Genomic DNA, 22,094 nt, shown 5'->3' with positions numbered 1-22,094 from the left:
GATGTTGTCCTTGCGTGTCGTCTGACACACGGGGGGCGATGCATGCATCGGTCCCCGCCCCTTGTCACGGACACCCGAGAAGCGACGCATGCCCGATCCGATCAAGCCACCGGCTGCCCAATATCTGCGCGACGACGTCATCCGCGGCGGCATGGACCTGCTGCTGTTCGCCCACAAATCGCACCTGCGGCATTCGGATGCGGAACTGGCGGCGCTCGGCCTCGGCCGGGCGCACCATCGCTGCCTGTATTTCATCGCCCGGCAGCCGAACCTGTCGGTCGGTGACCTCATCACCCTGCTCGGCGTCACCAAACAATCGCTCGGCCGGGTGCTCGGCGGACTGGTGGAGCGCGAACTCGTCCAGCAACGCCAGGGAGAGGCCGACCGCCGCCAGCGGCTGCTGTCGCTCACCCCCGCCGGCACGGCGCTGGAACAGCGCCTGTTCGCCGGCCTGCACAGCAACATGAGCCGCGCCTATGCCGCCTCGGGCGAGGATGCGGTCGCGGGTTACTGGACGATCATGCAGAACCTGATGAGCGACGACGTGCAACGTCAGTTCGCCGCCTTCCACGCCGCGCCCCATCCGCTATCGATGCGCGGCGCCGAGGCGGCCTGACTGCGGTTGCTCAGCCGCTTCGCGTCAGCACCGACAATGCAGACAGGCTGGCGGCCAGCTCGGCATTGCGGAACGGCTTGGTCAGCCGCGGAATGTCGGCGTCGATGCCCTCTTCCTCGGCATAGCCCGATACGATCAGCACGGGCAGGTGCGGGCGGCTCGCCTTCAGTTCGCGGGCGAGCTGCGCGCCGCTCATCCCCGGCATCAGATGGTCGGTCACCAGCAGGTCCGGCTCCAGACCGCCGCGCAGCAGCCGCAGCGCCTCCTCCGCCGAGCCGGCCTCCACGACGCGGTAGCTGAGATCGGCGAGCATATCGGCGGTGCTCATCCGCACCAGTTCCTCGTCGTCGATCAACAGCGCGGTCCCGCGCCCCATGGTACCCGGTGCGATCTCCACCGGCCGTTCGTCGTCGCTCACCGTCGTCACGCTGATCGGCAGCCACAGGCTGATCGTCGCGCCTTCACCGGGCGTGCTGTCGATGGTCAGCCCGCCGCCGAGCTGCGCGGCAAGGCCATGGACCATGGAGAGGCCCAGCCCGGTGCCCTTGCCGACGCCCTTGGTGGAGAAGAAGGGCTCGACCGCACGCTTCATCGTTTCGGCATCCATGCCGAATCCGGTGTCGGCGACGCTGAGCCGGACGTAATGGCCACGCGGCAGGCCGCGACCGTCGCGCGTTGTCACGCTCTGCGTGCGCGCCGCGATGGTCAGCGTGCCGCCATCGGGCATGGCATCGCGCGCGTTCACCGCCAGGTTGAGCAGCGCCATCTCCAGCTGGTTGAGATCCGCCCGCGCAGGCGGCACGTCGGCGAGGTCGACGCGCACGTCGATCGTCGGTCCCAGCGTGGCGGCGATCAGCCCGGCCATATTGTCCACCACCCGGCCGATATCGACGGCGGTCGGCTGCAAGGGCTGGCGGCGGGCGAAGGCGAGCAGCCGCTGGACCAGGGTCTTGGCACGTTCCGCCGATTGCAGGGCACCGCCGATCAGCCGCCGCTCGCGTTCGCTGCCCAGCCCCTTGCGCACCAGCATGTCGAGCGATCCGATGATCGGGGTCAGCAGGTTGTTGAAATCATGCGCCACGCCGCCGGTCAGGCTGCCCATCGCCTCCATCTTCTGGCTCTGCCGCAGCGCTTCCTGTGCGACCTCCAGATCGGCCTCGCGCGCCTTGGCGTCGCTGAGGTCCCGGCCGACCGCGACGAAATTGACGCCGTCCGCCTCGGGCGCGACCGTCCATTCGATGTGCTTCCAGCCGCCCGATCGCGTCGCGATCCGGTTCTCGAACCGTGTCGGCCGCCGCGTTTCGGCCATATGGGCGATCGAGGCGAGCGTATGCGATTCGTCCTCGGCGTGCATGAAGCTCGCATAGCCGCGGCTGAGCAGTTCGGCCTCTGACCAGCCGAGCACCTGCGTCCAGGCCGGGCTGACCGCCGACATCATGCCGGCATAATCGGCGCGCGTCAGCATATCCTGCGACAGGTTCCACAGCCGGTCGCGCTCGGCGGAGCGCAACGCGATCTGCTCCTCCAGCGTCTCGTTGAGTTCGCGCAGGCCCTCTTCGGCACGGGCACGCTCGACCGCGGTCTTGACCCGCTCGCCGACCTCCTGGACCAGGCTCTCCTCGGCGGGAGTCCAGACGCGGGGCACCGCGGACTGCACGGCGAGCAGCCCAACCCATTCGCTTTCCTCGAACAGCACGACGTCGACGAAGGCACCGACCGAGCGCGCCGTCAGACCGTCGCGGGCCGCGGCGCTCAGCCGATCGTCACCCTGCACGTCGCGCACCACGACGGGCAGGCCGGTGCGGTAGGCGCCGAGCAGGTCGGGCCCGAACGCCTCGAGCGAATGCCGCCCGACGATCGAGGGCACGCCGCGGGCATGATCGCTGTCCACCGTCATCAAGCCGCCGGCGATCTCGGCATAGAAGACGCGGCTGGCATCCAGCCAGTCGCCCAGCCGTTCCGCCGCCAGCGCGATGATCGCGCCCGGCGTTTCGAGCGGGCGCAACGCGTCGGCGAGCGACAGCAGGAACGCGGTGCGCCGCTCCGCCGCCACGCGTTCGGTCGTCTCGCCCAGGATGCAGATCACCCCGCCCGGCGTGTCGCTCTCATCCAGCACCGGCGAGTAATCGAGGTCCATCCATACCTGTTCCGGCCGATCATGGCGATACAGGGTCAGTTCCTGGTCGTGGTAATGCAGCGTACCGCCGGCCAGTCCTACCTTCATGACATTGTCGTTGAAGTCGGCGACCTCCGGCCAGCCTTCGCGCACCTTGGAGCCGAGCAGGTGCGGATGGCGGCCGCCGGCGAAGGCGGAATAAGCGTCATTGTAGAGCATGACGCCGTCCTCGCCCCACAGCATCACGATCGGCACCGGCGAACGCAGCAGGATGGCGGTGGCGGTGCGCAGGCTTTGCGGCCATGCCTCGATCGGCCCGAGCGGGGTCGCCGCCCAGTCCCGCGCCCCGATCAGCCGGCCGCACTCGCCCCCGCCGGTCAGAAAGCCGAGCGCGGCAGTATCGGGCAGGCTTCGGGCGGATGCGTCCGACATCGGGTGGTCAGGTCCTGCAAGCGGGTCGGCGGCGCGCAGGCTTCGGGGGTCGGCGCATCCATCATGGGGCAATAACTTAGCCGAGCATCTCCACCAGCGGAAGCCATCGGCCAACGTTCCGTCGCAGGCGCCGCGCAGCGGGCCTAGGGCGCATTCCCGATGATGAGCCGGCGATATTCCCGTTCGGCACGGCCATAGGTGTCGCCGGCCAGGTCGAGCAGCTTGCCGCGATCGGCGACGATCACCCGGCCGCGGCTGGTGCGCACCGCCTGTTCCTCCTCCAGCCGGTGCAGCGCATCGGTCACGCTGGAGCGGCGCACGCCCAGCATCAGCCGGAATTCCTCGTGCGTCATGCAGATCTCGTCGGCCCGGACGCGATCGTGATAGAGCAGGATCCAGCGTGCCATCCGCCGCTCGATCGAATGGGCGAGCGACGACACGATGGTGCGGCTCATCTGCAGCATCATGACGTTGGTGAAGCGCAGCAGCGTGCGGCGCAGCGTGTCGCTGCGATCGACCGCTTCCATCAGCACCCGCGCGGGCAGCCGCAGGGCCTGGCCGTCCTCTGCGCGCATGACCACGTCGTGCGGCCAGATGTCGTCGCCGAGCAGCAGCGGCCAGCCGACGAAGCCTTCCTGCCCGACCAGCCCGACCGCGAACCGGTGATCGCCGTCGAGCGCATCGATGATCCCGGCGATCGCGCCTTCGGGAAAGCACACGCTGTCGATCGGCTCCCCAGCCCGCGCCAACGCCTCGCCCGTCCGGAACGGCACGCGCTCCAGATGCGGGCGCAGCATGGCGAAATCGGCGGGCGCCAAATTCTGCAGCAGGAAATTGTCGGTCTGTGCCGCGCGCTGCCCCGTCCCCCGGATGATCTGCGGCTCGTCGATCAGATGGTCCATCGGCCCCGTCTATGGAGCTTCCAAGTGGTGCAGCAAGAGCAGATATGCCCGGTTCCGTACCAAAACGCTTCTCTTGCCAGTCAGTTGGCAGGAGTCTGTCCCGACGAACCGGCGTCTACGACGCCGGCCCGCCTCTTTCTGGCCTCAGCGCGGCCAGAGGCTGCGGACGTAATCCTGCACCATCTGCCATGGCGAACGGCCGGCGGCGGCACTCGCCGTGCCGCTGCCGTGGCGCATGGCATAGATGCTCGCCAAGTCGCTATGCGCGCGCCGGGCCCGTTTACATCGAGCACGCCGGGCCATGTTACGCTGACGTAACTCTCTGCGCCGCCAATAATCGGCGTCGTAATCGATGACGCCGCCTCCGCTTTCATCATCCCCGTCAAACATTGGCGCGCTCTCCTCGTGCCATCGTCACGATGTCGTGATGCCTCGAACCTAGAGCCATAGCGGCAGGCCACAATGCGAATTGATTCCGATTTCGGAACCGAAGCATCCGGGCCACCGCACCTTGGGTTTTGTTGTCGTGGAGACGACGCCGTCGCCCTTGCCGGGCGGCCGAGCGGTCGTGCGGCGGACAGGGAGACAGCCATGAGCGCACAGATCATTTCCAAGGCCACCGGCGCGGTGACGGACGTTGCCGGCAACGCCATCGACCTCGACACCCCCAGCATCGTCCGGCTGGATCTCGATCGCTCGGCGGTGGCCGGGTTCGAGCGCGAGGGTCACGATCTCGTCATCCGCCTGACCAACGGCGAACAGATCCGCATCGCCGATTTCTACCCGGACAATGCAGTGGTGGCCAACGACCTCGTCCTGCGCGACGAGAGCGGCTACCAGTGGCTGGCGCGCGTCGGCGGCGGCACGCCGCGCTTTTCCGCCCTGCGCGACCTCGACGAGATCCTGGCCGCAGAGGCGCATGGCGGCGGATCGTCGCTGCTGGTGCCGGCGCTGCTCGGCGGCGTTGCGGCGGCTGGCGGCATCGTCGCACTGGCCGCGGGCGGCAGCGACGAGCGTGACGAGGGCACGTCCGGCCAGCCGCCGATCCCCGATCCCGACACCGGCAACGGCACGCCCGATCGCGATGCGCCGGCCGCCCCCACGGTCAGCGTCAGTGCCAACGGAACCGGCATCACCGGCCGCGGCGAGGCCGGCGCGACCGTCCAGGTCCGCGATGCCGCCGGTACGGTGGTCGGCACGGCCGTGGTGGCGCCAGACGGCAGCTATGCGGTCACCCTGTCGCCCGCACAGACCAACGGCGAGCCGCTGCGCGTGACGCAGACCGATGCGGCCGGCAACGTCTCGGCCGCCACGCCGGTCGCCGCGCCAGACCTCACCGCGCCAGCCGCCCCCGCCGTCGCGATCGACGATGCGGGCACCAGCGTCCGCGGCACCGGCGAAGCGGGCGCGACCGTCACCGTGCGCGATGCGGCGGGCACGGTGATCGGCAGCGCAGTGGTGGCCGCCGACGGCAGCTATACGGTGACGCTGTCACCCGCCGCGGCGAATGGCGGCACGCTGTCGGTGGTGCAGACCGACGCCGCAGGCAACGCCTCCCCGCCGGCCGCACTTGCCGCGCCGGACATCACCGCACCCGCTACGCCGACCGCGATCGTCGCCGGCGACGGCGCCAGCGTCACCGGCACGGGCGAAGCGGGCGCACGGATCACGATCGCCGATGCGAACGGCGGCGTGATCGGCAGCGGCACCGTCGCCGCCGACGGCAGCTTCACGGTCGCGCTGTCGCCGGGCCAGGCGAACGGCGAAACGCTGTCGGTGCGGCAGACCGACGCAGCGGGCAATGCCTCTCCCGCGCTCACCGTCACGGCACCGGACATCACCGCACCCGCCGCACCGACGGTCGCGATCGATGCCAGCGGGATCGCGGTGAGCGGCACCGGCGAACCCGGCGCCCGCGTAACGATCACCGATGCGGCCGGCACGCCACTCGCTACCGCCAGCGTCGGCGCCGACGGCCGTTACACGGCAACGCTGGTACCCCCGCAGGTCGACGGCGGCCGGATCGACGCCATCCAGACGGACGCGGCCGGCAACGCCTCGGGCGGCGCGAGCACGATCGCGCCCGACCTTACCGCACCGGCGCAGCCGACCGCGGCCATCGCCGGCGACGGCGCCAGCGTCACCGGAACGGGCGAAGCGGGCGCGCGGATCACCGTGACCGGCGCCGATGGCACAGCGCTCGGCACCGCGACGGTGGCCGCCGACGGCAGCTACGCCGCGACGCTTTCGCCGGCGCAGGCGAACGGGCAGGCGCTGACTGTGGTGCAGACCGATGCCGCCGGTAACGCCTCCACCCCGCTCGCCCTTGGCGCGCCTGATATCACCGCTCCGGCAGCGCCCGCCGCCACGCTCGATGCGAGCGGGACGGTGGTGACCGGCAGCGGGGAACCCGGCGCGGGCATCGTCGTCCGCGATGCCGCCGGCACCGCGATCGGCACCGCCCAGGTCGGCGCGCAGGGGCAATATACCGTCACCCTGGCCAATCCTCAGGTGGATGGGCAGGCGCTGACCGTCACCCAGACCGACGCCGCCGGTAACGTGTCGCCGCAGACGCCGCTGACCGCGCCCGATGCGACGGCACCGGCCGCTCCCGCCGCCGCCGTCAGTGCCGACGGCGCGACCGTCACCGGCACCGGCGAAGCGGGTGCGACCGTCACCGTGCGCGATCCCGTCGGTGCGGTGATCGGCACCGCCACCGTCGGCGCCGACGGCAGCTACAGCGTTCCCCTCGCGCCGCCGCAGGTCGATGGCGAGGTGCTCGACGTGCGCCAGGCCGATGCCGCGGGCAACGTCTCGCCCCCGGCCACCGCCGCCGCCCCGGACCTGACGATCGCACCCGCCCCCGACGCACCGACCGCCAGCGTGACCGCGGACGGCGGCGCGGTGACCGGCACCGCCGCCGCCGGCGCGCTGGTTACGCTCTACGCAGCCGATGGCACGGTGATCGGCAGCGGCACCGCGGCCAGCGATGGCGCTTATACGATCGCCCTCGCCCCGCCGCGCATCGATGGCGAGACCATCCGGGTCACCCAGACGGACGCTGCCGGCGCGGTGTCGCCCCCTGCCACCGCGCTCGCCCCCGATCTGACCGCGCCCGCTGCCCCGAGCGCGGTGCTCGATGCCGCCGGCACGGTGGTGACCGGCCGCGGCGAAGTGGGTGCGACGATCGTCGTGCGCGACGCGGACGGCACGATCGTCGGCACCGCCACCGCCAATGGACGCGGCGATTACGCCGCCGTGCTGGACCCGGCACAGGCCGACGGCGGCACGATCGCGGTGACGCAGGCGGACGCTGCCGGCAACGTCTCCACGCCGACCCAGGTCGCCGTACCCGATCTGACCGCACCGCTCGCGCCGGTCGCCGCGGTCGGTGCCGACGGCAGCGTGGTGACCGGCACCGGCGAACCCGGCGCCACCGTCACCGTGCGCGATCCCGCCGGCACCGCCATCGGCAGCGGCACCGTCGCCGCCGACGGCAGCTATGCGGTGGCATTGCTGCCTGCCCAGGCGAATGGCGGCAGCGTCTCGGTCACGCTGACCGACGCTGCCGGCAACGTGTCGCCCGCGACCGCCGCCGCCGCCCCCGATATCACCGCGCCCGCCGCGCCGGCCGCTGCCGTCGCCGGTGACGGTGCCAGCGTCGTCGGCCTCGGCGAACCAGGCGCGCGGATCACGGTGATCGACGCTGCGGGCACGCCGATCGGCACCGCCGTCGCCGGCGCTGACGGCCGCTTCGTCGCGCCGCTCGACAGCCCGCAGGCGAACGGCGAGACGATCCGTGTCGTCCAGACCGACGCCGCCGGCAACGCCTCCCCGCCGCTGACGCTCGCCGCGCCTGACATCACCGCGCCCGGTGCGCCCGCCTCCACGCTGGACGGCACCGGATCGGTCGTCACCGGCACCGGCGAACCCGGTGCGACCGTCAGCGTCGCGGCCGCGGACGGCACCGTGCTGGGCAGCGGAACCGTCACCGCGCAGGGCAGCTACACGATCGTCCTCGCCACCCCGCAGGTCGACAGCCAACCGATCGCCGTGACGCAGACGGATGCGGCAGGCAACACCTCCGCCGCCACCAGTCTGGTGGCACCCGATCTCACCGCCCCGGCCGCCCCGACCGCGTCCGTCGCCGGGGACGGCACCGCCGTGACCGGTACCGGAGAGGTTGGCGCCACCGTCACCGTGCGCGATCCGCTCGGTCTGGTGATCGGCACCGCCGTCGTCGACGCCGACGGTCGCTACACCGCCGCGATCGCGCCGGCGCAGACCGATGGCGAACAGCTGACCGTGCGCCAGAGCGATATCGCCGGCAACGTCTCGGCACCGGCGGCGGCGACGGCGCCCGACCTCGTCGCCGATCGCGATCCCGATGCGCCGACCGCGGTGGTGGCCGCCGACGGCACGGCGGTGACCGGCGCCGCAATGGCCGGCGCGGCGATCACGGTCTACGACGCCGACGGTGCGATCGTCGCGACGGGCGTTGCCGGCGCGGATGGCAGCTACAGCGTCGCGCTCGCGCCGCCGCGGATCGACGGCGAGACGGTGCGCGTCACCCAGACCGACAGCGATGGCGACGTGTCGCCGCCAGCGACCGCCATCGCGCCGGACCTCACCGCACCGGCGGCGCCCGTCGCAGCGCTCGACGCGACCGGCAGCGTCGTCACCGGCACCGGCGAGCCCGGCGCCACCGTCACCGTGCGCGCAGCCGACGGCACGCCGCTCGGCACCGCCACGGTCACGGCCGGCGGCGCCTTTGCCGTGCCGCTCGGTACGACGCTGACCAACGGCGAGGCGCTCTCCGTCACCCAGGCCGATGCCGCCGGCAACGTGTCCCCCGCCGCGCCCGTCCTCGCGCCCGACTTCACCGCGCCACTCGCACCGACCGCGACCGTCTCGGCGGACGGCGCGGTGGTGACCGGCAGCGGCGAACCCGGCGCGACGGTGATGATCGCCGCACCCGACGGCACGATGATCGGTTCGGCACTGGTCGACGCGGATGGCAGCTATACCGCGACGCTGGCGACGCCGCAGCGCAACGGCGAAACGCTGACCGTGACGCAGGCCGATCCGGCGGGCAACGCCTCGCCCGGCATCGCGGCGCCGGCGCCCGACCTTACCGCCCCCGCCGCGCCGACGCTGGCGATCGCGGCGGACGGCACGGCGGCGACCGGTACCGGAGAGCCCGGCGCCACGGTGACCGTCACCGCCCCCGACGGCACGCCGCTCGGCACCGCGGTGGTCGCCGCCGACGGCAGCTTCACCGTTCCGCTCGCCCCCGCGACGGTCAACGGCGAGACGCTGGGCGCGACGCAAAGCGATGCGGCCGGCAACATCTCGCCTGCCGCGACGGCGCTCGCCCCCGATCTCGTCGCGCCGGCCGCGCCCACCGCCGCCGTCGCCGCGGACGGCGCCAGCGTTACCGGCACCGGCGAACCGAACGCACGCATCGTCATCGTCGACGGTGCAGGCACGGTGGTCGGCATCGCTATCGTCGATGCCGGCGGCGGCTATGTCGCCACGCTCGACCCGCCACAGATCGACGGCGACACGCTGACCGCGACGCAGACTGATGCCGGCGGCAACGTCTCGCCCGGCACCGCCGCGCTCGCACCGGACCTCGTCGCGCCGGCCGCGCCCACGCTGGTCGTCGCCGACGACGGCGCCTCGGCGAGCGGCACCGGCGAACCCGGCGCCACCGTCACGCTGCGCAACCCCGACGGCAGCGTCATCGCCACCGCGCCGGTCGGCGGCGACGGCAGCTACACGATCGCACTGGTGCCGCCGCGGCTCGACGGCGAGCTGCTGTCGGTGACGCAGGCCGACGCCGCGGGCAACGTCTCGCCGCCTGCCACCGACGCGGCGCCCGACACCACCGCGCCGGACGCCCCGTTCGCGGAAATCGACGCCGGCGGCACCACGGTGACCGGCACCGGTGAACCGGGCGCGACGGTGACTGTCACCGGCCCGGCTGGCGCGCTCGGCACGGCGGTGGTCGCGGCCGACGGCAGCTTCACCGTGCCGCTCGCCACCCCGCAGGCGAACGGCGAGGCGCTGACCGTCGTTCAGGCCGATGCCGCCGGCAACGCATCGCCCGCGACGCCGCTCGCCGCGCCAGACATCACGGCGCCCGCTGCGCCGACCGCGACCGTCGCCGCAGACGGTGCCAGCGTCAGCGGCCAGGGCGAACCCGGCGCGACGGTGACGATCACTGCCCCCGGCGGCGCAGCGATCGGCAGCGCCGTGGTCGCCGCCGACGGCAGCTATACGGCGGCGCTCGACACACCCCGCACCAACGGCGAACTGCTCGGCGCCAGCCAGCGCGACCCGGCCGGCAACCCCTCCGGCACCACATCGGCGCTCGCCCCCGACACGACGGCACCCGCCGCGCCGGTCGCGACCGTCTCGGCAGACGGCGGGTTCGTCATCGGCACCGGCGAACCCGGCGCCCGCGTGACCGTCACCGGCCCGGGCGGAACGCTCGGCACCGCGCTGGTCGCGCCGGACGGCAGCTACGCCGTCCCGCTCACCACCCCGCAGACCGACGGGCAAACCCTGACCGTCGTGCAGGCCGACCGCGCCGGCAACGTCTCGCCGCCCGCCAACCCGGTCGCGCCCGACCTCGCCGAGCCGCCGGCCCTCACCGCCGCCGTCACCGCAGACGGCGCGGCGGTCACCGGCACCGGCCTCGCCGGCGCGAGCGTCACCGTCACCGCACCCGGCGGCGTGCCGATCGGCACCGCCACCGTCGCCGCCGACGGCAGCTACACCGTCGTGCTCGACGTGGCGCAGCGCAACGGCGAGTTGCTGAACGTCGTGCAGACCGACGGTGCCGGCATCGCATCGCCGCCGGTCCCCGCGCTGGCGCCCGACCTCACCGCACCCGCCGCCCCCACCGCCAGCGTCGGCGCGGACGGCGGCACGGTCGCCGGCATCGGCGAACCCGGCGCCACCGTCACCGTCACCGCTCCCGGCGGCGGCATCCTCGGCAGCGCGGTCGTCGGCGCGGACGGCGGCTATCTGGTCACGCTCGCCACCCCGCAGCGCAACGGCGAGCCACTGGTCGCGACCCAGGCCGATGCGGCGGGCAACGTCTCCGCGCCGGCCAATGCGGCGGCTCCCGATCTCACCGCACCGCCGGCGCCGACCGCGCTGGTGGTCTCCGGCGACGGCACGACCCTATCGGGTGCGGGCGAAGCCGGCGCGCGGGTCGAGGTGCGCGGCCCCGGCAACGTGCTGCTCGGCAGCGGCACGGTGGCAGCGGACGGCAGCTTCACCCTGCCCCTCGCCCCCGCGCAGGCGAGCGGCGGGACGCTCGTCGTCACCCAGGCCGATGCCGCCGGCAACGTCTCCGACCCTGCCAGCATCGTCGCGCCGTTCGATATCGCCGCCTTCGACAATGCCGATACGGTGACGATCGACCTGGTGCCGGGCACCACCCCGGTCAATTACGGCACCGCCAATTACGTCGCACTGGTGTCGCTCGGTGCGCTGAACCTCCAGGCGGAGGTGCTGGCGGTGCCCGCCATCCGTTTCGAGGTGGCGGCCGGCCATAGCCTGGACGCCGTGTTCACCTATGACGCCCTGCTCGATCTCGGCGTCGCCAGCGGCTATGCGGTCGTCGTCCAGCGGCTGGAGGGCACGCAATGGGTGGCGGTGAGCGGCACCGGCCCTGCCTCGCTGCTCGACGTCGGCCTGCTCAACGGCAACCTGAGCGCAACGGAAACGCTGGGGCCGGGCGAATATCGCGCCTTCCTCACCTTCCAGGGCACGGCGGGCGTCGGCCTGCTGGGCAGCCTCAATGTCGCGGGCGTCGATTCTGACTTCACCGACATCGCCGCCACGACGCCCGGCACCGCAACCGGCAACGTCATCACCGATGCCGGACCGGCGGGCGAGGTCGACGTGACCGGCCCCGGCACGCGGGTCGCCAGCGTCACCGTCAATGGCGTCACCACCGCGGTCGCGGCGGGCGGCACGGTGATCGACGGCGCCTGGGGCACGCTGACCATCAATCCCGACGGCAGCTACAGCTACACGCCCGATGCCACGCCCACCGGCATCGGCCAGACCGACAGCTTCACCTACACCCTGCTCGATCCGACCGACGGCGAGACGGAAAGCGCGACGCTGTCGATCGCGATCGGCAGCCCGGACATCACCGGCTTGCCCGTTGCCGTCGCCGATCAGGCGGTCGCCGCGGCCACCTACGCCAATGTCGAAACCAGCGTGCCCGTCGCCCCCGCCTTCACCTTCGGCTCGCAGCCGGGCGGGCTGCTGCTGCCATCGACCGGTGCCGGCAGCGGCAGCTTCACCGTCGCCCCCGATGCGACGGCGGACCTGACGATCACCGCGGTACGTCAGCCGAACCTCTCGCTCTCGCTGCTCCCCAGCTATACGCTGACGGTGCGCGATGCCGGCGGTGCCACGGTGTTCACCGAAACGCGGGCGTCGCTCGCCGGGCTGCCGATCGGCACGGGCGTCAGCTTCACGCTCGACGACCTGCCGAGCGGCACCTACAGCTACACCGTCAGCAGCCGCGCGGCGCTGGGCACGTTCGGCACCACCGTGTCGCTGGGGTCGACCACCACCTTCCTCGACGCCTATACGCTCGCCACGCGCGAGACGGCGGAGGGCAATCTGTTCGCCAACGATACCGCGCACACGCCCTTCGCGATCCTGCGCGTCGACAGCGGCAGCGGCTTCGCCGAGGTCGGCGATACGCCGGTGACGCTCACCGGGCGCTACGGCACGCTGACCCTCGACGAGGCGGGGGGCTACGTCTACCAGCCCAGCGCGGCGCTCGGCTATTCGGCGACCGACCTCACCGACAGCTTTACCTACCAGCTCGCCCAGCCGGGCGGCAGCTTCGCCACCGCGACGCTGACGGTGACGATCGACGTGCCCGCCGATGGTCCGGCCGCCGCGCCGCTGGTGACGACGCAGGTCTTCGCGGTCGAGGCCGATGTGATCCCGCTCGATGCGCTGACCGCCCACGTCGGCGTTGCGGCGGCCGACGCCCCGGTCACCACGGCGACAGGACTTGCCACCTACGACCTGTTCGAAGGCAGGGGCGAGCTGGAGGATGTGCTTTCACACTATCTCGCGACCCAGCCGCAGGACGGCGGAACCACGACCACTGAAAGCGCCCATGCGGCGGTGATGATCGATGCGCCGCTACCCCCGGTCGTCGATCCGCTCGACTATCTGGTCACGCTTCCCGATCAGGACCATATCGGGAATACTGTCAATCATGGTGTTTAAGCCGCCAAAATCGATCTTATTTCTTTGTGTTACAACATGTTATAGGCATGTGAGTTATACGCTTTCTTAAATCTCCCGGTCCTTTTCTGCGTGACAGGAAAGGACCGGGATTATGACCCATCCACGTCGGACGATCGGCGCGACACGACGCCTGGGGCTGGCCGCAGCGCTGGCGATGTGCGGCAGCGCGCTGGCCGGACAAACCGTCTCGATGCCCCTCGCGCGGCCATTTACGCTGCCCCTGACACTGGACGCCGCCGCCAGGGAGGCGATCGAGGCGGCGGGTTCGCTCGCCGCGCGCGGCGAAGAGGTGAAGGCCGCCCGCGCCGGTTATCTGCCGACGATCAGTGCCGGCGCGGGCAGCGGCTATGACAGCCGCGTGTCGGGGGTCTGGCGCCCCCGGCCTCAGATCGGCGCCTCGCAGATGCTCTACGATTTCGGCAAGGTGTCGAGCGACGTCGCCGCCGCCCGCGCCAGCACCCGCGTCGGCCGCGCCGAGATGCTGCTCGCCATCGACACGCTGATCCGCGACACGGCTTACGCCCTGATCGAGGTTCAGCGCGCCGCCGCGCTCACCGCCATCGCGCGCGATCAGGCGGCGAGCATCCGTCAGATCAGCGATCTCGTTGGCAAGCGCTCCTCGCTGGGGGCGGCGACGCAATCCGATGCGCTGCAGGCGCAGGCGCGGGTCGAGGCGGCCACCGCCAGCCTCGCGACGATCGAGGCGGAGCGGCGGCGCTGGACCAGCAACCTCGCCTTCCTCATCGGCCGCGATGCACCTCCCGCCGCGGTGTCCGCCGACGTACCAGACTGGCTGATGCGCAGCTGCTCCGGCCCGGCCCCCGCCTGGGACCGGGTGCCCGCGGTCATGGCCGCCGATGCCGAAGCCGAACGCGCTGCCGCCGCGCTGCGCCGCAGTCGCGCCGATCGTTATCCAACGCTGTCGGTCGGCGGCGATGCCTCCACCGACGTCGCCTCGCCGTTCGGCGACCGCAGCATCTACAATGTCGGCCTGCGCGTTTCGAGCAACATCTTCGGCGGCGGCGTCACGCGGGCGCGCATGCGGGGCGCCTCCTTCCAGCTCGAAGCGGCCGAGGCCGCCGCCCGCCGCGCCCGCACCGAAACCGGCCAGCGGCTCGCCGAGGCGCAGCAGCAGATCGACAGCCTGTCGCAGCTGGTGGCGACGCTGACCTCGCGCGAAACCAACATGCGCGAAACCGGTCGCCTCTACCGCATCCAGTATCTCGAAATGGGGACGCGCACCTTGGTCGACCTGCTCAATGCCGAACAGGAGCTGCAACAGGTGCGCTTCGAAGCGGTGAACACCGCGCACAACCTCCGCCGGCTGGAGGTCGACTGCCTCTATCTCTCCGGCCGGATGCGCGACGCCTTCGGCTTCGCCGGCACCTCGGTACGGGGGGTGACGCTGTGAGCACCGCGGCAGCCCTGCCGGCATCGGCAGTCGACGACTGGCTCGACCTCATGGCGCGCGTCGCGCGGCATTACCGCTTGCCCGTGTCCGAACGACGCGCGCGGCTGGCGGCGCAATGGAACCTCGGCGGCGACGAGGAGACGCGCATCCGCACCCTCGCCCGCGCCACCGGCCTGTCGGTGCGGTTCAGCGCGCCGCAGGCGATGCGGCTGACCAGCTGGCGGCTGCCCGCGATCGTCCGCCTCGGCGATGGCGAGATCGCGCTGATCGAGGGCATCGATGCGGAGGGGCATGCCCGGCTCGTCCTGCCCGGCGACGGCGGCGAGACGCGGCGGCCGCTCGGCGAGCTCGTCGCACGCGCGACCGGCTTCGTCATCCCCCGCCCCTCGCGCTCGGCGCCCGACATGCGCGTCGACACCTACATCCGCCCCTTCGAGGAACATTGGCTGCGCCGCATCCTGCTGCGCGACGCGCGCTCCTACGGCCATGTCATGGTCGCCTCGGTGGTGACCAACTGCCTCGGCCTCGCGGGCGTGCTCTTCTCGATGCAGGTCTACGACCGCGTCGTACCCGCGGCCTCGATCCCGACGCTCACCATCCTGTTTCTGGGCGTGCTGATCGCCATCCTGTTCGATTTCATCCTGCGCCGCCTGCGCACCAACATCGTCGACGTGCTCGGAAAGCGCGCCGACCTGCGCATCTCCGACCAGGTGTTCGGCCATGCGCTGCGGGTGCGCAATCGCGCCAGGCCGCCCTCGACCGGCACGTTCATCGCGCAGCTGCGCGACCTCGACCAGGTGCGCGATCTGCTCACCTCCACCACCGTAGCGACGGTCGCCGACCTCCCCTTCTTCCTCCTGTTCCTCGCCGTGCTGTGGTTCATCGGCGGCGCGCTCGCGCTGGTGCCGCTCGCCGCGCTCGTACTGCTGCTCGCGCCCGGCCTGCTCGCCCAGCGACGCCTCAGGATGCTGGCGACCGAATCGATGCGCGAATCCTCGCTGCGCAACGCCATGCTGGTCGAGGCGGTGCAGGGGATCGAGGATATCAAGGCGCTCCAGGCGGAGGATCGCTTCCACCACCAGTGGAACCATTACAACGCCGTCGCCGGCGAGGCGCAGCTGCGCCTGCGCGGCCTCACCAACAGCCTGTCGGTATGGACGCAGAGCGTCCAGAACGGCGTCTACGCCGCGATCATCTTCGTCGGCGCGCCGCTCGTCATCGCCAGCGACATCACGACGGGCGTGCTCGTCGCCACGTCGATCCTCGGCTCGCGGATGATGGCGCCGATGGCGCAGGTGACGCAGCTGCTCGGCCGGTTGCAGCATGCCCGCGTCGCAATGGGCAGCCTCAACCAGATCATGGCGCTGCCCGTCGACAGCGCCGATGCCGGCCATCGCGTGCCCCTGCCCGCGGTCACCGGCGACTTCGCGCTGCGCTCGGCGGTATTCACCTATGGCGATCCCAATGCCGCGCCCGCGCTGACCGTCCCTGGCCTCGACATCGCCGCGGGCGAGCGGATCGCGCTGCTCGGCCGCAACGGCGCCGGCAAGTCGACGCTCCTCCAGGGCCTGTCGGGCATGCTCCAGCCGGTGTCGGGCGAAGTGCTGCTCGACGACCTCGCGCTGCACCAGATCGATCCCGCCGACGTGCGCCGCGACATCGGCCTGCTCACCCAGAACAGCCGCCTGTTCCACGGCACGCTGCGCGAGAACCTGACGCTCGGCGCCCCCGCCGCGACCGATGCGGAGATCCTCGCCGCCCTCCGGACGGTCGGCGCCGACGCGATGGTCCGCGGCCTGCGCGACGGCCTCGGCCATGTCGTGCAGGAAGGCGGCCTCGGCCTGTCGGGCGGGCAGGTGCAGGCGCTGCTGCTCGCCCGCCTCCTGCTCCGCCAGCCGACCGTCGCGCTGCTCGACGAACCCACCGCCGCGATGGACGAGGGCGCCGAACGCCACTTCATCGATCAGCTGGGCACCTGGAGCCGCGATCGCACGCTGATCGTCGCCACCCACCGCATGCGCATGCTGGAGATCGTCAGCCGCATCATCGTCATCGACAACGGCACGATCGTGCTCGACGGACCGCGCGACCAGGTCCTCGCCACGATGCGCGGAACCCGGAGTGCAGCGGCATGACCACCCTCGCCCTCGACGACGACCATCTCTTCGGCGGCGAAGGCAAACACCGCCTGACCGCCGCGACGCGGCTGGTCTGGATTCTCGCCGTCCTGTTCGTCGCGGCGCTCGCCTGGGCCTGGTTCGCCAGCCTCGACGAGGTCGCGACCGGCGAGGCCCGCGTCGTCCCCACCAATCGCGAACAGGTGATCCAATCGCTGGAAGGCGGCATCCTCAAGAAACTCGCCGTCCGCCAGGACGACATCGTCCGCCCCAGCCAGCTGCTCGCGCAGCTCGACCCAACGCAGGCCGGATCGACCGTCGACGAAAGCGCCGCCAAATACCGCGCCGCACTCGCCAGCATGGCGCGACTCCAGGCTGAGGCTAACGGTGTGCCGCTACGCTTCTCGCCCGAGCTCGACGGCTATCCCGAGCTGAAGGCCTCCGAAACCCGCCTATACGATACGCGCCGCCGCAGCCTGCAATCCTCGGTCGCGCTGATCGACCAGAGCCTTGCGCTGATCAGTCGCGAAGTGACGATCGGTCAGCGCCTCATCACCGTCGGCGCGGCGAGCAACGTCGAGGTGCTGCGCCTGCAACGCCAGCGCGCCGACCTCGAACTCAAGAAGGCCGACCTGCGCTCGCAATATATGGTCGAGGCGCGGCAGGACCTCGCCAAGGCAACCGAAGAGGTCGACAGCCTTGCCCCCGTCGTGCGCGGCCGCTCCGACACGCTCCAGCGCCTGACCCTGCGCTCGCCGGTGCGCGGCGTTGTCAAGAACATCGAGGTATCGACGATCGGCGGCGTCGTCCCGCCCAACGGCAAGCTGATGGAGATCGTGCCGCTCGACGATCGCCTGCTGATCGAGGCGCGGCTGCAACCGCGCGACATTGCCTTCATCCGCCCCGGCCAGCGCGCCAGCGTGAAGGTCACCGCTTATGATTATTCGGTTTACGGCGGGCTCGAAGGCACCGTCTCCAGCATCTCGCCCGACACGATCCGCGACGAGGTGAAGCCCGACGTCCTCTACTACCGCGTCTACGTGCGCACCAAGGCAGATTCGCTGGTCAACAAGGCAGGCAAGCGCTTCCCGATCACACCGGGCATGGTCGCCACCGTCGATATCCACACCGGCGCCAAGACGGTGCTGCAATATCTGCTGAAACCCCTCAATCGCGCCAGCGAGGCGCTGCGCGAACGATGAGCGAGCGCCCCGCCCCCGACGGCACCACGACAGACTCCGCGCCGATCACCCCGCAACTGATCGCGCGCGCCCGCCAGGCACGGCAGCTGCGCGCGACGATGAGCACCTTCCTGCCGCACGACCTGCTGGTCGACACGGCATGGGACATGATGATCGACCTGTTCATCGCCGCAGGTACGGATCGTCCGCTCTACGTCAAGGATCTGATCCTGCTCTCCGGCGAAAGTGCGGCCAGCGCGATGCGGCGCATCGATCGCCTGCAAAAGGCCGCCCTGATCGAGCGCGACACCGACCCCGCCGACCACCGCCGCGTTCACGTCCGCCTCACCGCGACCGGCCGTGCCGCGATGACGGCGATGCTCGAACACCTGTTCGACGCCGCCACCCCGCCAGCCGACGACGCCCCCCGCCCGAAGTCCTTCCGGCCAGCCCCGACGCGCGGCTGAACTGCTCGAATAGGTCTTATCGCCTCTGAGCGCCTTCGTGGTCCTGAGGCTGGCCCCGCGACAAAGGCGGGGTCGACCGTCGTGATCGCCCGGTGCGTCATGCCGCGTCCACCACGGGGTCGCTCCGCCGGCGTCTGGACCTGCCCATCTGGGTTTGACTATCGTGGCAAATCGGCGTGGCGCTGATCTTCGACGTGTTCCTGCTCCCGCTGATCTTTGAGGCAGCTATGCGGTTGCGCTGGGCACCAGCGTCGCGGAACGGGGACAGATTATCGTCGTCGCCTTCTCGACCTTTGCGCAAGGCCCGACGATGCCGCCGCCGCTGCACCGCTGGCAGCTGACCCGGACCGGCGCACCCAAGCACTGACGGAACCGGCTGCGTCGTTGAAGCCTTGAGCGGGGCGAAAGGGGACGGCGTTGACACGGTGGCAGTGGCTTATACGCCTTCTCACCCGCAGGATGTGGTTCAGGGCGGCGTGGGTGTGCGGTTTCGGCGGAGCGCTTGCGCTTGCGGGTGCGCTCGTCGGCCACACCATTTCCTATGAATTCGCCGCGACGGTCGGCGCCAAGTCGGTCGACAGCATCCTCACCATGCTTGCATCGAGCATGCTGGCGGTCACCACCTTTTCGCTGACGGCGATGGTGTCGGCCTATTCGGGCGCGACCAGCACGATTACCCCGCGCGCCGTCCAGCTGCTGATCGACGACAGCACCGCGCAGAACGCGTTGGCGACGTTCCTCGGCAGCTTCCTGTTCGCCATCGTCGGCATCGTGGCGCTGTCGACCGGGCTGTACGGCGACACCGGCCGCGTCATCCTGTTCTTCGGCACCATCCTTGTCATCCTCTTCATCGTCGTGACGCTGTTGCGCTGGATCCAGCATATCGCGCAATTCGGCCGCGTGTCCGACACGATCGACCGGGTCGAACGCGCCACGGCTGCGGCGATCGACGCGGTCGCGATGCCCCTGGCGCTGGACGACCCGGTATCGGCCCCCGTACCGGCAATCATGCCGGCCATCGACCCATGTGACATGAGGCGGGTCCTGGCGCCGACGATGGCGCGGGTCACCCACGTCGACTTTGCATTGCTGAGCAAAACCGCGGAGGCGATCGGGGCCAATATCCATGTCCTCGCGTTGCCCGGAAAGCTGGTTGAGCCTGAGAGTGCCGTGGCGCTGATCGACGCGGACTGTGACGACACGGTGATCGACGAGGTTCGCGGCGCCTTTACCCTGTCGCATCACCGCGCCTTCGATCATGACCCACGCTTCGGTCTCGTCGTGCTGTCGGAGATCGCATCGCGCGCACTCTCGCCGGCAGTCAACGATCCGGGAACCGCAGTCGCGGTCATCGAGGCCGGTGCCCGCCTGCTGCTGCGCTTCATCGATCATCGTCCCGACACGGACGTCTCCCCGACTGCCCTCATTCATATTCCTGCGGTCCATATGATCGACCTGCTCGACGACTGGTGTCGTCCGATAGCCCGCGACGGGGCGGCCATCGTCGAAGTAGGAGTTCGGTTGCAGAAGGTGCTCGGCGCGGTGGCGCGGCACTCGCCTGCCGCCCGGCCGGTGATCGAACGCGCGGCGCGCGATGCCGCCGATCGCGCGCACGCCGCAATGGCAAGCGACGCGGACCGGGACGTGGTCACACGCACGCATCGGCAAGCCTTCGCATTCTGACCCCGCCGACCGAGCCCCGGATCTCGGCCGGGCGGGGCGGGCTCGCTGCGGCAGGTCGACCGATATTCATGACAGCCTGATGAATTTCGCTCCGGGTCGGACACAAAATGATACAATCGATGTTATTCGGTTCGGGCCGGCATCGGGTCGTCCCCTCGTGTTGGGGAAACCGTATGGATCAGACCGCCTTTCTTCTTGGGTTCACGATCATGTCGCTGGGTTCGCTGGCGATCTACGCGACAGGGAAGAAGAGTCACCCTTCCGGCCATCATACTCTGCTGCACGCGAGCGTGCCCTTCATCGCGGCCACCGCCTATCTTGCGATGGCTTTCGGGATCGGCACGCTGGTCAAGCCGGACGGCTCCATCACCTATCTTGCGCGATATCTCGACTGGTCGGTGACGACCCCAATCCTGCTGTCGAGCCTCGTCCTCCTTGCCTTTCACGAGCATGGCAGGACCGGCGAAGTCGGCGGCCACCTCACCGCCATCATCGTTCTCGACGTACTGATGATCGCGACCGGGCTGGTGTCCTCGTTGGCGGGACCTTCGCTCGTCAAATGGGTCTGGTACGCCTGGTCGTGCGTCGCCTTCCTTGGCGTTCTCTACCTGTTGTGGGGGCCGTTGCGTACACTGGCGCAGAACCGCGGCACGGCGCTGGGCACGGCATACAACAGAAACGTGGCCTTCCTGACCATCATCTGGTTCCTCTATCCGATCGTTTTTCTGATCGGACCCGAAGGGCTGAAGATCATCACGGATCCGACATCGGTGTGGGCGATCCTGGTCATGGATGTCGTCGCCAAGGTCATCTACGCCGTCTACGCAGCAAATAATCTCGAGAAGGCGCTCGCACAGCACAACGACGAGCATAGGTATCAGTCGTGACCGGACGCGCTCCGGCGCTGAGCTGGGGCGTGGTGTTGGGGGTGGCAGTTGCCGCCTCCTTCGGTCCGTTGACCGTGCAGCTGGTCTTTGCGGTCGTGGCGATCGGCGTCATCGGCATGGCACATGGCGCCAGCGATCTGGCAATCGTCGAGCCGCGGCAACGCCTCTCGTTCGTGGCTCTTTACGGTCTGGTGGGCACAGGCTGCCTTTGGTGGTGGATCATCGAACCGGCAGTTGCGCTGCCCGCATTTCTCATCGCTTCGGCAGTCCATTTCGGCGTTGAAGATGCGTCGGCGGATCGACCGGCAGAGCGGGCTGCGAGGGGAATCAGCCTCGTCGCCACGCCTGCCACATTCCACGTCGCCGGTCTGACCGACATACTTCGTCTCGCTGGCACCTCGACAACTCTGTTGCCGACGATGGTACACGCAATGGCGCTCCTGGGCGCCGTGGCCGCGAGCTACCTGATCGTAAGGGCTTGCCGGCGCCACGACCTGCGCCTCTTGGTCGGAACGGCGGCCCTCGTCATCCTGCCTCCTCTGGTAGGATTTTCCTTCGGTTTTCTTGTCCTGCATGCCCTTCCCCAGACATTCGAACGTCAGGCCCGGCTGGGCTGCGCGACGATAGGCGGCTATCTTAGCGCTACGGCTCCTGTTCTAATCGCCGCCCTGCTGCTCGTTGCCGTGACAGGCCTATTGATGTTCCGTTGGGACCCATCCGGTGTGCGTCCGCTATTCGCCGCCATTGCCGCACTCGCCGTGCCGCACTTGCTCGTAACGCCCTGGTTCCAGAACGCTTCGGCGTCGCCGTACGCCGCCCAGCCGGCTTAGACGCGTCTGCGGACTGGGGCTCCGGTCCTTGTGATCGGCTGGAGCTCTTCGTGGCGAACACGGATCGGCCAAAGGGCACCCCGCCCGCTTCCCAACGTCTGCCGTTTGCCCATACCGCATGCTACCGCGAGTCGGCGCGCCGGCATGCCGGC

General features: G+C 70.4%; 11 protein-coding genes. 9 read left to right on the top strand and 2 right to left on the bottom strand.

Features of this window, described 5'->3' with window-relative positions; genetic code table 11:
* Nucleotides 1-88: 88 nt before the first annotated feature.
* A complete protein-coding gene (locus AC4GY7_RS16680) occupies nt 89-616 on the top strand; it encodes a MarR family winged helix-turn-helix transcriptional regulator (RefSeq protein WP_443585573.1) in 528 nt (175 codons plus the stop codon).
* A 10-nt stretch (nt 617-626) separates the two neighbouring features.
* Here the strand turns inward: AC4GY7_RS16680 and AC4GY7_RS16675 are convergent, their stop codons facing one another.
* Nucleotides 627-3,164, bottom strand: coding sequence for a PAS domain S-box protein (locus AC4GY7_RS16675; RefSeq protein ID WP_491116136.1), 2,538 nt, complete (start codon nt 3,162-3,164; stop codon nt 627-629).
* A gap of 143 nt (nt 3,165-3,307) precedes the next feature.
* Complete coding sequence (locus tag AC4GY7_RS16670) at nt 3,308-4,066, bottom strand: Crp/Fnr family transcriptional regulator (RefSeq protein WP_443585575.1); 759 nt, start codon at nt 4,064-4,066, stop codon at nt 3,308-3,310.
* Between the two features lie 591 nt (nt 4,067-4,657).
* Here AC4GY7_RS16670 and AC4GY7_RS16665 point away from each other — a divergent pair.
* From AC4GY7_RS16665 to AC4GY7_RS16630, 8 genes are all read left to right on the top strand, one after another.
* Nucleotides 4,658-13,345, top strand: a complete 8,688-nt coding sequence (locus tag AC4GY7_RS16665; protein WP_491116133.1) for a BapA/Bap/LapF family large adhesin — start codon at nt 4,658-4,660, stop codon at nt 13,343-13,345.
* 112 nt (nt 13,346-13,457) lie between these two features.
* On the top strand, nt 13,458-14,777 hold the full coding sequence (locus AC4GY7_RS16660; RefSeq protein WP_491116131.1) for a TolC family protein: 1,320 nt from the start codon (nt 13,458-13,460) through the stop codon (nt 14,775-14,777).
* Complete coding sequence (locus AC4GY7_RS16655; RefSeq protein ID WP_491116129.1) at nt 14,774-16,912, top strand: type I secretion system permease/ATPase; 2,139 nt, start codon at nt 14,774-14,776, stop codon at nt 16,910-16,912. Before AC4GY7_RS16660 ends, AC4GY7_RS16655 begins: the two co-directional genes overlap by 4 nt.
* Complete coding sequence (locus AC4GY7_RS16650) at nt 16,909-18,096, top strand: HlyD family type I secretion periplasmic adaptor subunit (protein ID WP_491116127.1); 1,188 nt, start codon at nt 16,909-16,911, stop codon at nt 18,094-18,096. The genes AC4GY7_RS16655 and AC4GY7_RS16650 overlap by 4 nt, the downstream gene beginning before the upstream one ends.
* Entirely contained in the window at nt 18,093-18,542 is a 450-nt protein-coding gene (locus tag AC4GY7_RS16645; protein WP_491116125.1) for a MarR family winged helix-turn-helix transcriptional regulator, read from the top strand. The genes AC4GY7_RS16650 and AC4GY7_RS16645 overlap by 4 nt, the downstream gene beginning before the upstream one ends.
* A 459-nt stretch (nt 18,543-19,001) precedes the next feature.
* Nucleotides 19,002-20,225, top strand: a complete 1,224-nt coding sequence (locus AC4GY7_RS16640; protein ID WP_491116123.1) for a DUF2254 domain-containing protein — start codon at nt 19,002-19,004, stop codon at nt 20,223-20,225.
* Nucleotides 20,226-20,398: 173 nt separating this feature from the next.
* Nucleotides 20,399-21,112: a bacteriorhodopsin gene (locus AC4GY7_RS16635; protein ID WP_491116121.1), complete on the top strand. Its 714-nt coding sequence runs from the start codon at nt 20,399-20,401 to the stop codon at nt 21,110-21,112.
* A complete protein-coding gene (locus AC4GY7_RS16630; RefSeq protein ID WP_491116119.1) occupies nt 21,109-21,942 on the top strand; it encodes a Brp/Blh family beta-carotene 15,15'-dioxygenase in 834 nt (277 codons plus the stop codon). The genes AC4GY7_RS16635 and AC4GY7_RS16630 overlap by 4 nt, the downstream gene beginning before the upstream one ends.
* Nucleotides 21,943-22,094 lie beyond the last annotated feature (152 nt).

This window comes from Sphingomonas sp. SP5 (assembly GCF_058313455.1).
This window is presented reverse-complemented; position numbering and strand designations above follow the sequence as displayed.

Bases quoted from the DNA above. Each gene is read 5' to 3' on its own strand.
- AC4GY7_RS16680 (WP_443585573.1), top strand. From the start codon at position 89: ATGCCCGATCCGATCAAGCCACCGGCTGCCCAATATCTGCGCGACGAC.
- AC4GY7_RS16675 (WP_491116136.1), bottom strand. From the start codon at position 3,164: ATGTCGGACGCATCCGCCCGAAGCCTGCCCGATACTGCCGCGCTCGGC.
- AC4GY7_RS16670 (WP_443585575.1), bottom strand. From the start codon at position 4,066: ATGGACCATCTGATCGACGAGCCGCAGATCATCCGGGGGACGGGGCAG.
- AC4GY7_RS16665 (WP_491116133.1), top strand. From the start codon at position 4,658: ATGAGCGCACAGATCATTTCCAAGGCCACCGGCGCGGTGACGGACGTT.
- AC4GY7_RS16660 (WP_491116131.1), top strand. From the start codon at position 13,458: ATGACCCATCCACGTCGGACGATCGGCGCGACACGACGCCTGGGGCTG.
- AC4GY7_RS16650 (WP_491116127.1), top strand. From the start codon at position 16,909: ATGACCACCCTCGCCCTCGACGACGACCATCTCTTCGGCGGCGAAGGC.
- AC4GY7_RS16645 (WP_491116125.1), top strand. From the start codon at position 18,093: ATGAGCGAGCGCCCCGCCCCCGACGGCACCACGACAGACTCCGCGCCG.
- AC4GY7_RS16640 (WP_491116123.1), top strand. From the start codon at position 19,002: ATGTGGTTCAGGGCGGCGTGGGTGTGCGGTTTCGGCGGAGCGCTTGCG.
- AC4GY7_RS16635 (WP_491116121.1), top strand. From the start codon at position 20,399: ATGGATCAGACCGCCTTTCTTCTTGGGTTCACGATCATGTCGCTGGGT.